Below are 12,967 nucleotides of genomic sequence, written 5' to 3'. Positions count from 1 at the left end.
TTTGACCGTTTCAGTTCGTCAAAGGGGATTGCAGGTGTCCATGTTCCGTGACCCGCTTCATGCGGGCGTAGCCAGTTTCGCGCTCGCCTTGGGGATGCTCGCCAGCGGCGCAGCCCATGCCCAGACCAGCACGACACCAGCTTCCACCGACCGGGCCGGTCCGCAGGGTGCCGCCCGCGACGGCGCCGGTGCGGCCAGCGACATTATCGTCACCGGCACGCATATCGCCCGCCCTGAGCTCCAATCGACGATGCCGATCCGCGTGATCACCACCGAGGACGCCAGGAATTTTGGCCGCAACACCGTCTATGACACGCTGTTGCTCAATCCCGCGGTTGGCCCCGGTCTGGGTGAGATGAACTCGCTTGGCCAGGAATATGACCAGGGTGTCGCCAACATCAACTTGCGCCAGATGGGCGCGAACCGTTCATTGGTGGTCGTGGACGGGCATCGCTGGGTATCGGGTGGCGCGCGGACCTCGGCCGTTGACCTCAATACGATTCCGACGGCGCTGATCGACCGCATTGAAACGGTGACGGGTGGTGCTGCGGCGATTTACGGTGCCGACGCGGTGACCGGCGCCGTCAACATCATCATGAAGAAGAAAATGAGCGGCCTGAACCTTACCGCGACCAGCGGTATCTCAGGTGAAGGCGATGCCCGGCAGTCCGATTTTTCCGTGGCCACCGGCTTCGACTTCGGCGGCGGACGCGGCCATTTCGTCATTGGCGGCAATTATAGCGACACGGCGCCGCTGGCGACCCTCGATCGCACGACCAAACGCTATGTCTATCAGGTTAATCCCAGGAACACCGGCCCGAATGACGGTATCCCCGACAATTACCTGATCGACTACCATCAGTTCTACCGTTCCCATTTCCCCACCTTCTGCATCATCGGTACGGCCGGCATGTGCGGCAACCAGAATGGGCAATGGTATCAGCTGATCAACAATCAGGTCGTCGCCATTCCCAAGAGCAGCTACAACGTGGTTTCGAACGGCGACACCGGCGTTCAGGATGGCGGCCCGGACAGCGCCTTCGGCATTTACGACTCTATTCTGCTTCGCGGGAAATCAGCCCGGGCCTCGGCTTATTCGAACCTTTCCTACGAGCTGACCCCTGCGATCACCTGGAATGCCGTCTTTGGCTATGCTCACAGCTACAGCCGCGGCAATGCGGAGTGGCCCCAATATCGCGATGATGCGCGTGCGACCAACTGGTGGGGCAAGAATGGGGTTGGCACGACGGGTGAGATCGCGCGGCTAACCGACCCCTATCTGCCCGACACGTTGCGCGATTTCATGGTTTCCAACAACCTGACGCAAATCTCGTTCGACCGTCATTATACGAATATTCCCACTCCCTGGGAAATCCACAAGCGCAATGCCATCACGACAGGTACCGACATCGGCGGCGACCTGACTGGCAAGCTCAATTGGCAGGCCTTCGTCCGCTATGGGCAGGTGGTCGACAACATCACCACCAGGAATGCAGTCGGTCGCGACGAGTGGCTCAACGCGCGTGACACGATCCTCCTGGACGGTCAGGTCGTCTGCCGCGATCCCGCCGCGCGCGCCGCGGGCTGCGCTCCGTTCAATTACTATACCACCGACGCACCGAGCCAGGCCTGGATCGATTATGCCGAGAAGGAGCGGTATGAGCGCACCAAGAACACGATGATCAATGCCGGCGCCAATATCGACGGCAGCCTGTTCAGCCTGCCATATGGCGATGTTTCCATCGCCGCAGGCTTCGAATGGCGGCGTGAGACGCTGCGCACGCGGGACGATCCCGACACGGCGAAGCTTGCCGATATCGTCTGGTCGCCGGGAATGGACATGGCGTTGCATCCCGCGCTCGAGCATCGCCGCGACACGACGGAGTTTTATGGCGAGGCCGTGATCCCGCTTCTTCGCGACCTGCCGTTCGCCCGGCGGCTGGAAATCGAAGGCGCCGTGCGCTGGTCGCACTATAGCGACAATCCGAACGGCACCACCTGGAAGGCCGGAGGCAGTTGGGAGCCCGTGACCGGCCTGACCTTGCGCGGCACCTACTCGCATTCGATCCGCGTGCCCAATTTCGGCGAACTCTTCTCGCCGATCAGCATGGTGACGCTCGGCCATATCAGCGATCCGTGCCAGGCTGGGCTCATCACGCAGGACGATGACCGGGCGGCCAATTGCGCCGCTACCGTCCCCAACTGGACCGGGCCGCTGCCAAACCCCAACCTCAATCAGCCCCGGGTCTTCAGCGGCGGTAATCCGGATCTGACGCCGGAAACCTCCAACTCCTTCACCGTGGGCGTCGTGCTTCAGCCGCGTTTCCTGCGCGGGTTCGATCTGACGGTCGACTATTGGGACATCAAGATCGACAATGTCGTCACCTCGCTGGCCTACACGACGCTGATGAACAGCTGCGTGAACGCCAGCGGCGGCCCGGACCAGGCTTATTGCCAATTCGTTCACCGAGACCCGGTCACGGGCGAGGTGGATTATGTGCAAGCGCAATATGCGAACCTGGCCGGGCAACGTGCGCGCGGCATCGATATCGGGGCGAACTACCGCGTCCCGATCGGTGCGGGAGAGATGCGGCTGGGCTTCAGCGGCACCTATCTGCTCGAACAGACGACCATCTCGCAGGTGGGCAGCGCGGGCACGGACAATTCGGGCGCCTGGAATTATCCGCGCTTCAAGGGCACGCTGATCACCAGCTATTCGCTCGGGAAGTTCACGCTCGGAGTGAACACGCGGATGATCAGCGCGGCCAAATACAGCGCCACCGCCCAATCGGACGAGACGTACGAGATTCCGCGTATTCCGGCCTATTTCATGAATGACATCACGCTGAATATCCGGGCGACGGATAAGTACATGTTCAGCTTTGGCGTGAAGAACGTCAGCGATAAGCGTCCGCCGTTCTTCCTGCAGGACACCCCGACCACGCCGCATCAGACGGTGGGAAACAATACTGGCAACGCATATTACGACGCGATCGGCCGCTATTTCTTCGTCAAGGTCGATGCGAGCTTCTGACGCAAATCTGTGACAATCGGACCATATGACCGGCTCCGTTCCGTTCCGTTCAGGAGCGGAGCCGTGTCGCCCCGGGAGTATTCCATGCACATAGATGCTCTGATGCGATCCCTCGCCGCATTGCTGGCCGTCGGCGGCGCGCTCGCCATTTCGCCTGCGTCCGCGCAGAACCGGCCCTTTGTCGTCGCTCATCGCGGCGGGGCTCTGCTCCTGCCCGAAAATACCCTCCCGGCCTTCGACAATGCGCTGCGGCTCGGCGTCGATATGCTTGAGTTCGACATGGTCATGACTGCCGATAACCAGCTCGTCATCACCCACGATACGAGCGTGAACCCCAGCTTCTGCACGGCCAACGGCGTCGCGCCCGGGCCGGTCCGCGCGATGAAGCTTGCGGACGTGCTGAAGTTCGATTGCGGATCCACGCACCGCGCCATCTATCCCACCCAGAAGCCCGTGCCCGGCACGCCCATGCCGACGGCCGACGCCTTCCTCGCCCGCTATGCCAAGGCGAACGTGATGTTCTTCGGGGAGACGAAGATGCCCAAGCCCGGCGAAGGGAGCGTCGATCCGGTGGCTTTTGCGAAGAAGGTGGACGCGCTGGTCCGCAAATATGGGCTCGAGGGGCGTTATATCCTCCAGTCGTTCGATTGGCGGACGATCGATGCGATGCATGAGGTCAACCCGCGCATCCGCACCTGCCTGCTCGGGGTGTGGCGCGAGAAGGCAGATTATCTGGAACTCGCCCGCGCGCACCATGCGACCTGCCTATTGCTGCGCCTGCAGGATGCGGACGCGGCGGAGGTCAAGCGGTTGCGTGCGGCCGGCGTGCAGGTTTTCTCCGATGTCGTTGATGATGAGGCGGGCTGGCGCGCCTATCTCGCGCGCGGCGACGACGCGATATTTACCAACGATCCGGCCGGTCTCACCGCCTTCCTGCACCGAACCGCTTCCGCGCGCTGACACGTGCCGGGAAATGACAGGGGGTTGCCATGCTGAAACTGATCGTGCCGAAACCGGCCACGCTGAAACTGGATCGTCGCCAGCTGATCAAGGCGGGCGGAAGTTTTGCCCTGATCGCGGGGATTTCCCGATCGCCCTTGCTCGCCGCGCCGCTGGGCGCCAATCCCTTCGCGCTCGGCGTCGCTGCGGGCGATCCTTGGCCTGACGGCTTCGTCATCTGGACCCGGCTCGCCCCACGCCCGCTCGACGAGCATGGCGGCATGCCCGCCGCGCATGTGCCGGTCCGGTGGGAGGTTGCCGAGGATCAGGGCTTTGCGCGGGTGGTCCGCAAGGGCGAGGCGACGGCGCTGCCGGAACTGGCGCATTCGGTCCATGTGGAGGTCGATGGACTGCTACCCCACCGCCGCTACTGGTATCGCTTCGCCACTGCGGGGTCGGACCTGAGCCCGGTCGGAACCGCCCGCACCGCACCCTTGGCAGGCGCCCTGGTCGACCGGCTGCGGATCGGCGTCGGCGGATGCCAGCATTACGAGATGGGCTATTATGACGCCTGGAAGCATCTCGCCGCCGAGCCCGACCTCGACCTGATCTTCCACTATGGCGACTATATTTACGAGGACGCCGCCATGCCGCTTGGGCCGCAGGGCAAGCGCAACAATATTCGCCAGCATGCCGGCGACGAGATCTACAGCATCGACGACTATCGCCGCCGCTATGCCCAGTATAAGAGCGACCCGGATCTTCAGGCCGACCACGCCGCCTGCGCCTTCGCCGCGTCGTTCGACGATCACGAGATCGACAATAATTGGGCGAGCGACTTCGATCAGGACGGCACGGATCCGGCGATCTTCGCGCTGCGCCGCTACGCCGCGCTTCAGGCCTGGTATGAGCATATGCCCGTGCGCAAGGCCCAGTTTCCGATCGCGGGCGGGCTGACCGCCTATCGCCGGCTCGACTTTGGGCGGCTGATGCGGATGCATGTGCTCGACACGCGCTCCTATCGCTCGGATCAGCCGTGCGGCGACAATGGTGGCAAAAGCGCGTGCCCGCCCGAGGCGCATATGCAGCCCGATATGCTCGGCAAGGCGCAGGAAGCCTGGCTGGACGACGGGCTCGGCAACGATGCGGCCTGGAACCTTCTGGCGCAGCAGGTCATCGTGATGCCGATCGACCTGCGCCCTGCCGATGCCGAGGAGCCGAGGCACGGCACCGACCTCTGGGATGGCTATCGGCCGGCGCGCGAGCGGCTGATCGCCTCCATCCGCAGGCACGGGCTCAGCAACGTCGTCATCGCAACGGGCGATCACCACAAGCATATGGCAGGGGCCGTGCCGGCGGACGACGACAGGCTGGACGGTGAAAAGGTCGCCGTCGAGTTTCTGTCGACCTCGATCACCTCTGGTGGAAATGGCGTTGGGACGGCGGGGCTGGAGCACATCGTCCGGAACAATCCCCAGATTGATCTCTACGCCGATCAGCGGGGATACCAGCTTTTCGAGATCACGCCGAAGCTATGGAAAACCGACATCAAGGTGCTCGATCGGGTCGATCGTACCGGCGGCAAGCTCAGCACCCTCGCCAGCTACACCGTTGAGCCCGGTCGTCCCGCGCTCCATCGATCCTGAGCCGGAGTTCGCGGGTTGCGTGCTGTGGCCGGGGATGCCGGAAGTCCGCCCGTCGATGAGCTGTTCCTCAAAGCCGCGAATTCGGAAGCGGGCAGCATGGTGAGGACGGGCGGGGCGATATCGTCCGTGATCAGCGAGGTGAGCTTCATCGGCGATATCGCCAGCATTGAGGCGCCAGGCTGTCCGTTCACGCGGTTCTGACTCGGAGAACCCCGTCGAGCTTAAGCGGATACTCTGTCCACCCGCTCCAGCCAGGATGAAATATGTGCGGCCACGGCTTCCGGCTGCTCGAGCGTCACGAAATGTCCGGCATCAGGAAGAAGCGCCAATTGAGCATCGGGCAGACGATGGGCCATCTCGCGCTGCATTTCCGGCGTACATAGCGCGTCCTCGCATCCGCCCAACACCAGGCTGGGCATCGTCATCCTCGCGATCCGGTCGCGGCTGTCGATCCGCGAGAGACCGATCTCCGTCTGGTTGAGCAGCAATTGCCGGCCGCCGTCGCGGGCCATGGCTGCGATCAGGTGCTGGAGGGCCGCGTCCTGCCGACGGCCCTCGCTGACGTAGCGTGGCCACATGATCTTTCGGATATAGTGATCGAGGTTCTCGCTGCCGGAAATGGCCTCACGGCGCCGCTCGGCATGGAATTCCGGCGCCACGGGCCGCGCGTTGCTGCCGATCAGGGCGAGACCGGCCACGCGCCCGGGCTCGGTCGCCGCGATTTCCAGCGAGACAATGCCTCCGAGTGAAAATCCCAGAAGTGCGAAGCGGGGAGGGGCATCGGCGAGAATGCGCCGCGCCGCTTCATGCACGTCGCTCACGTCGGTCAGCGGGGCGATGCTGACGGAACGCTCGGGCAGCAATGCCAGGACTGGAGTGAAAACCCGCTCGTCACAAAGCGTGCCTGGCACGAGCAACAGCGGCAGCCGCTCCGTGTCATTATCGGATCCCGTCAGTTTCCCGCCATTCATCTCGTAAATTCCCATCCATCTTGCGTGCTTCAACTAAATACCCTAGCTGCTATGCATTCGGATGCAATATGCGCTGGCCAGCGCGGATCGGAGTTTTGAGCGTGACCCTTTGGACCCAGGAAGCCATGAACGCGAGGCTGGTGCGCTATGCTGATCTGATACCGTGCCGCACGGCCTTCATCGATACGAAGACACCGGGCTCTACTGAGAAAGAGAATTTTACGATCATTGGCGCGGGCGTTTCGGAAAGCGCCGACCAGCACGTCCATATTACCGAAAAGCACGGGTTCAACATCGGTGCGGCGCGCCAGCCATTCGGTTGCGTCAATTCGCAGCACAGCCATGACACGGCCGAAGTCTTTATGGTTCATTCGGGCCGCTGGCGCCTGCTTTTCGGGCCGAATTGCGAGGATGGTTCGCTGGAGATAGGGCCGGGCGACGTTTGTTCCGTGCCGATCCACATGTTCCGCGGCTTCGAGAAGGTCGACGACGGCGTGGGCATGCTGTTCACCGTGCTGGGTGAGGACGATCCGGGCAAGGTGACCTGGGCGCCCGCCGTTTTCGAAGCGGCCGCGGGCCACGGCCTGAAGCTCGCCAAGGGGGGCATGCTGATCGATACGTCGGACGGGGACTATCAGCTCAAGCAGGTCGAGCTTGAGGAGGTGATCGATCCGGAAACGGTTGCCAAGCTCAAGACGCCGCCGCTGGACAAGCTGCTGGAATGCGTCGCGACCTATGAACGGGTCCGGGCGAATCCCAATCCGCGCTCGCCCCTGGCGGCCGAGGGCGTGGAGGAAGCAGCGATCATCACGCCCAGGCCGACCCGCGACGGATTCGAGCCGGGGCCGATTTCCGGCTGGTGGCCGCATGGCTGCAACCTGCGCCTCCTCACGCTGCAAACAGGTGCCTACGTGCCCATGCACAGCCGGCAGGAAGCCGAAGTCCTGATCCTCCAGGAAGGCACGCTCGAAGTAAGCTGGGCCGACGGTGCAATCGTCATGGGGGCGGGGGATACGCTGACCGTGCCGGTCGGCCTTCCGCACGCCTTCCGCAACACCGCATCGGTGCCGGCGATCGCCTTCGTCGCGCGTGGCACCGAAGATCCCGCACCGCCTGTTTTTCTGGGGTAATGCGCCGGTTCGAGCCCGGATGTGAGATGGCGCCCGAGCGCGGTCTGAAACGAGCCGTGCTTCAACGATTGCCATGAAAAAAAGGGCGCCGGATTAACCGGCGCCCTTTCCTTTTGTCACCTGTGGTTGCGACCCGTCAGGCTGACGCTTTCAGACGATCGAAGCGGATGGCCGCGGCTTTCTGATGGCCTTCCAGGCCTTCGCTGCCGCTCTGCCGGATGGCGGGCGGGGCGACGGCGCGGATCGCGGCTTCCTCGAGCCACTGATAAGTTGCGATCTTCACGTAGGAGCCGACCCAGAGGCCGCCGGTATATTTACCCGCGCCCATCGTCGGGAGCGTGTGGTTCGTACCGACATTCTTGTCGGAATAGACCACGCTGGCGTTCTCGCCGATGAACAGTGAGCCGTAGTTGCGCAGCTTCTTGGCGAAAGCGTGGGGATCGGCAGTGTGCACCTGCAGATGCTCGGCCGCGACGTAATCGGAATAGGCGATCATCGCGGCTTCGTCTTCGCAGAGGACCACTTCGCCATAATTGGCCCAGCTTTCCGCCGCGACCTTGGCCGTGGCGAGTGTCTGGAGCTGACGATCGACTTCGGCCACCGTCGCCTGGGCGAGAGCGCGATCGGTGGTGATCAGGCCGACACGCGTGCGCACGTCGTGTTCGGCCTGGCCCAGCAGGTCGGTGGCGATCAGCTCGGGGTTGCCGGTTGCATCGGCAACGATGAAGATCTCGGACGGACCGGCGAGCTGGTCGATGCCGACCGGGCCGAATACCTGGCGCTTGGCCTCGTTCACGAAAGCGTTGCCCGGACCCATGATCTTGTCGACCTGCGGCACGGACTCGGTGCCATATGCCATCGCCGCGATGGCTTGCGCGCCACCGATCAGGAAGATGCGGTCGGCACCCGACAGGTGGCAGCCAGCGACCATCGCCTTGTGCGCATTGGGCGGCAGGCAGGCGACGACTTCGTCGCAGCCCGCGACCTTGCCGGGTACGATCGTCATGATCGGCGCCGACAACAGCGGGAAGCGCCCGCCCGGCACATAGGCGCCGACGCGCTGGATCGGGATCACCCGATGGCCCAGGTGGAGACCGGGCATCGGCTCGACTTCCAGCGGCAGGATCGTGGAAAGCTGGGCCTCGGCGAAGCGACGCACGTTCTCGATGGCGAATTCGGTATCCGCGCGGGTCTGCGGATCGAGCATATCAAGGGCCTGTTGCCGTTCGGCCGGCGTCACCTCGAACTGCTCGAGGTCCGAATTGTCGAACTTGCTCGCATATTCGCGCACGGCGGCATCGCCGCGCTCGCGCACGTCCTTGAGCACGCCGGCGACGAGGCCGGCGACCTTGCTGTTGTCGGCGTGCTGGTCCTGGACGGGGCTCTTAATATATTCGAGCTTGCCTTCGAGAGCGCGAGGCGCGGGGACGCGGGTCATATGAGAATCCTTCAACTGACATGCCGCAGGAGCGGATTCGCTTCCTTTAGTGCATTCGAATGCATATGTCATTCCAATCCGACTGCCACCATGCTGTTTTGCAATTTTTCAGCGAAGTGTAGGAAGGATGGGACAAGTGCTTGACGAGGACGCGATGGACCAGCCTGTAAAACCGACCACGCTTGCGCGCCGGGCGACGTCCTATGACGTAGCGCGAAAGGCCGGGGTGTCGCAGTCGGCAGTCTCGCGCTGTTTCGCGCCGGGCGGCAGCATCGCCCCGGCCACGCGCAAGCGGATCGAGAAAGTCGCCGCCGAACTCGGCTATCGTCCCAACGCCCTGGCGCAGGGGTTGATCTCGGGGCGGACCAACATGGTGGCCGTGCTGATTTCCAGCCTCACGAACCTCTATTATCCCGAAGTGCTTGAAGAGCTGACACGCCGTCTGACCGAGCGGGACACCCGCGTCCTGCTCTTTTCGCTGCGCGCGGAGGGGGAGGTGGATGAAGTTCTCGATCAGGTCTGGCGGCACAGCCTGGATGGGGTCATCTCGGCTGCCCGGCTGTCCGACGCGCAAATCCAGCTTTTCGAGGACCACCGTGTGCCACTGGTGCTCTATAACCGTGTTCCCGCGAAGGCGCGGGCCGCGAGCGTATGCTGCGATTCCGCCGCTGGAGAGGTCGAGCTTGTGGAGCGGCTGCTGGCGGCAGGGCATCGCGATTTCGGCATCATCGCCGGTCCCGAAGATTCCTATGTCGGCGAGGAGCGGCGCCGGGCAGCGCTCGATCGGCTGGCGGCGGCCGGTTTCAACGACGTGCCGGTCGTGCGCGGCGACTTCAGCTATAGCGGGGGCAGGGAAGGCCTGCGCCAGTTGATGGCGGGGGGGATCAGCCTCAACGCGGTGATTTGCGGCAACGATCAGATGGCGATTGGCGCGATCGATTGCGCGCGCGAGGCGTTCAAGCTGAAGATTCCGGATGATCTGTCCATCGTCGGCTTCGACGGTACTGCGCCCGCCAGCTGGTCGAGCTATCGGGTCACCTCGATCCGCCAGCCCGTGCGGCGCATGACCGAGGCTGCGGTTTCGATGCTCATTGAACGCATCGAGAATGAAAACACGTCGGCCGAACGTCGCCTCTTCGCCGGCGAATTCGTGCGCGGAGCCTCCGCGCGACTCGCATGACGCAGGGGCGCATTCGGAAGCAAAATTCTCGCGGATAGACCGGCTTCTCCAGGTGGGGCCTGTGGCATCACGTCTGTCCGGCGCCTTTCCTTCGCGCCGTGGAAATAATATTTATCTATGTATATTAGTGAGTTAGGCCATATGACGGCAAGCGCAGCAGCGTCCAATTCATGATGCATTCGAATGCATTTTGTCATGGACGCGTCACAAGCGAATTGGTAGCGTGTGCTCCTACGGAACAGGTCGATAGGGCCGGCCGTCAGGGGAAAGGGTTTTGCATGACCAATCGTTTCTGGTTAGGTGGCGTTTCGGCACTGGCCATGACTCTCTGTGCTTCTGCGGCCATGGCCCAGGATGCCGCAGGAACGGCGCCTCAAAGTGCGGACGCATCCTCAGACAGCCTTATCGGTGATATCGTCGTCACGGCCCAGCGCCGCAGTGAGCGCCTGCAGGATGTGCCGCTCTCTGTGACGGCGGTCAGCGGTGCCGATCTCACGCGCAGCCGCGTCAACGATGCCAGCCGCCTCCAGCTCTTGTCGCCGGGCCTGACTTGGGGGCAGCAGGGTGCCGATTCCTTCCCGGCGATCCGGGGCGTGCGCACGCAGCTCGTCAGCGCACAGAGCGACCCGGTGATCGGCTTCTATCTCGACGGAGTCTATCAGAGCCGCACGCAGCAGCAGTCCATTCCACTGTTTGATATCGCCCGGGTCGAGGTGCAGCGCGGCCCGCAAGGCACGCTCTATGGCCGCAATACCTTTGGCGGCAATATCTCGGTCGTTACCCAGTTGCCGACCAAGGACTTCGAAGCCGGCTTCAACGCAGCGGCCGGAAACTACAACCTGCGCCAGTTCGATGCCTTCGTGAACCTGCCCGTGAGCGACACGCTGCAATTGCGCGTCGCCGGCTATCACAGTGAGCATGACGGCTATGTCCGCTCGACTACCAACCCCGACGTCCGTTTCAACGACGAGGATCAGTCGGCGCTGCGCGCGAGCCTGCTCTATACGCCAACGGAGGGGCTCGAGGTCCAGGTCCATGCCGGCTACTGGGAACGCAACGACGCCGGCGGCGGCGCTTACGGTTATAAGACCGTGGGTACGCTGATCGATCCGGCGACGGGTATGCGCTCGATCAACGGCGTGCCCTATGCGGTGAACCCGTCGGTGACCAACGGCTCGGTCTTCGTCAACGGCGTCGACATTGGCGTGCCGGTGACAGGCGACGAGTATCACGTCCAGTGGGACTATCAGCCGACCGAATATCTGCGTGAGAAATATGTCAACGGCCAGATCGGCTATGACTTTGGCAGCGTCGCCATAAAGTCGATCACGGGATACACGAAATTCCGCTCGCGCCGCAGCGGTGACCTCGACCAGTCGTCGATCGTCTTCCCCGCGGCCGGCGTGACAGCCGCCTTCGCCGGTTCGGGCATCCAGCAGCCAGACACCGACGTGAAGACTTTTAGCCAGGAACTGCAGCTCTCTTCCACCGACAAGGGGTCTCCGCTGCAGTGGATCGTCGGCGGATATTACTTCCACGACATGGTCGATGAGCTCTACAGCCAGGTCTACACCGCACCCACGGCGACCGCACTCAGCACGCGTTCTCGTACGGAGATCGATACCAAGGCCTATGCGCTTTACGGGCAGGCAACTTATTCGATCATTCCCGACACGCTTCGTCTGACCGCCGGCATCCGCTACTCGGACGAGACCAAGGACTATGTGATCACCAACTTCACCGCGCCTGCGGGCACGTTCAACTTCGACACCCAGACCGCGGCGCGCGGCGCTGGGCAGGCGAAGTTCAACAAGGTGACCTGGCGCGCAGGTGTCGAGTTCAACGCGACGCGCGACAACATGCTCTACGCATCGGTTTCGACCGGCTTCGAATCCGGCGGCATCAACAACAATTCAAACAACGCGCTGATCCCGCCGAGCTATGCGCCGCAGACGGTGACGGCCTATGAGCTCGGTTCGAAGAACAAGTTCGCCGATGGCCGGATAATCCTGAACGCCAGCCTGTTTTATAATAAATATAAAGACTTGCAGATAACGATTCTCGATCCTCTGACCAACCTGTCATATTATTCGAGCGCGGGGGCGGCGCGCAGCTACGGCGCTGAGTTCGAGCTGAAGACCCTGCCGGTCGACGGCCTGCATGTCGACCTGACGGCGGCGCTGCTCAATGCCAAGTTCACCAAATATGTCCGACCGAACCCGTTCGGCGACACCGCAACCGTCGACCTGGCGGGCAACCGCGTGCCGACCTCGCCCACGCTGAAAACCACGGCCAGCATCTCCTATGATGCAGATCTGGGCGATCACGGCATGATCTCGCCGCGCGTCGACCTGCTCTATTCGACCAAATATTATTCCACCGACTACAACACCGTGCTCGATCTGCAGAAGTCCTATGCCACGGTCGATGCCAGCCTGCGTTACACGCCGGAATCGGGTAGCTTCTACGTCGAAGGGTTCGTCAACAACCTGACCGACAAGGCGGTGATCTATTCGGCGACGCTGGGTGGCAACGCGCGTATCCAGGAATCCTTCAGCCCGCCCCGCGTCTGGGGTGTGCGCCTGGGCGCGAGCTTCCGCTAAGTCCATGGATCGGGGCGCGTGAAAGG

General features: G+C 62.9%; 8 protein-coding genes. 6 read left to right on the top strand and 2 right to left on the bottom strand.

Annotation, left to right across the window (positions count from 1 at the left end; translation table 11 throughout):
• Positions 1–40: 40 nt before the first annotated feature.
• The 3 genes from BHE75_RS12830 to BHE75_RS12820 all read left to right on the top strand — a co-directional run bounded on the left by BHE75_RS12830 (position 41) and on the right by BHE75_RS12820 (position 5,619).
• Positions 41–3,034, top strand: a complete 2,994-nt coding sequence (locus BHE75_RS12830; protein WP_070934108.1) for a TonB-dependent receptor domain-containing protein — start codon at positions 41–43, stop codon at positions 3,032–3,034.
• Between the two features lie 84 nt (positions 3,035–3,118).
• The gene (locus BHE75_RS12825; RefSeq protein ID WP_084653197.1) at positions 3,119–3,994 is read left to right on the top strand and encodes a glycerophosphodiester phosphodiesterase; all 876 of its coding nucleotides are present in this window, start codon (positions 3,119–3,121) and stop codon (positions 3,992–3,994) included.
• Positions 3,995–4,023: 29 nt separating this feature from the next.
• A complete protein-coding gene (locus BHE75_RS12820) occupies positions 4,024–5,619 on the top strand; it encodes an alkaline phosphatase D family protein (RefSeq protein ID WP_217494724.1) in 1,596 nt (531 codons plus the stop codon).
• A 221-nt stretch (positions 5,620–5,840) separates the two neighbouring features.
• Here the strand turns inward: BHE75_RS12820 and BHE75_RS12815 are convergent, their stop codons facing one another.
• A complete protein-coding gene (locus BHE75_RS12815) occupies positions 5,841–6,605 on the bottom strand; it encodes an alpha/beta fold hydrolase (RefSeq protein ID WP_084653195.1) in 765 nt (254 codons plus the stop codon).
• A gap of 86 nt (positions 6,606–6,691) precedes the next feature.
• On the opposite strand from BHE75_RS12815, the gene BHE75_RS12810 reads away from it, so the two are divergent.
• Complete coding sequence (locus BHE75_RS12810) at positions 6,692–7,720, top strand: cupin domain-containing protein (RefSeq protein WP_084653501.1); 1,029 nt, start codon at positions 6,692–6,694, stop codon at positions 7,718–7,720.
• A 136-nt stretch (positions 7,721–7,856) separates the two neighbouring features.
• On the opposite strand, the gene hisD is transcribed toward BHE75_RS12810, so the two are convergent.
• On the bottom strand, positions 7,857–9,158 hold the full coding sequence (gene hisD, locus BHE75_RS12805) for a histidinol dehydrogenase (protein WP_070934104.1): 1,302 nt from the start codon (positions 9,156–9,158) through the stop codon (positions 7,857–7,859).
• 136 nt (positions 9,159–9,294) lie between these two features.
• Between hisD and BHE75_RS12800 the strand changes: the two genes are divergently transcribed.
• Positions 9,295–10,338 carry a LacI family DNA-binding transcriptional regulator gene (locus BHE75_RS12800; protein WP_191225191.1) on the top strand — a complete coding sequence of 348 codons (1,044 nt, stop codon included), beginning with the start codon at positions 9,295–9,297 and terminating at the stop codon, positions 10,336–10,338.
• A gap of 278 nt (positions 10,339–10,616) precedes the next feature.
• Positions 10,617–12,941 carry a TonB-dependent receptor gene (locus tag BHE75_RS12795; RefSeq protein ID WP_191225190.1) on the top strand — a complete coding sequence of 775 codons (2,325 nt, stop codon included), beginning with the start codon at positions 10,617–10,619 and terminating at the stop codon, positions 12,939–12,941.
• The last annotated feature ends 26 nt before the right edge of the window (positions 12,942–12,967 follow it).

The sequence above is a fragment of the Edaphosphingomonas haloaromaticamans genome, from assembly GCF_001853345.1.
Taxonomy (GTDB): Bacteria; Pseudomonadota; Alphaproteobacteria; order Sphingomonadales; family Sphingomonadaceae; genus Sphingomonas_E; species Sphingomonas_E fennica.
Note: the sequence above shows the minus strand (reverse complement) of the source record. Positions and strands in the feature narration are given on the sequence as shown.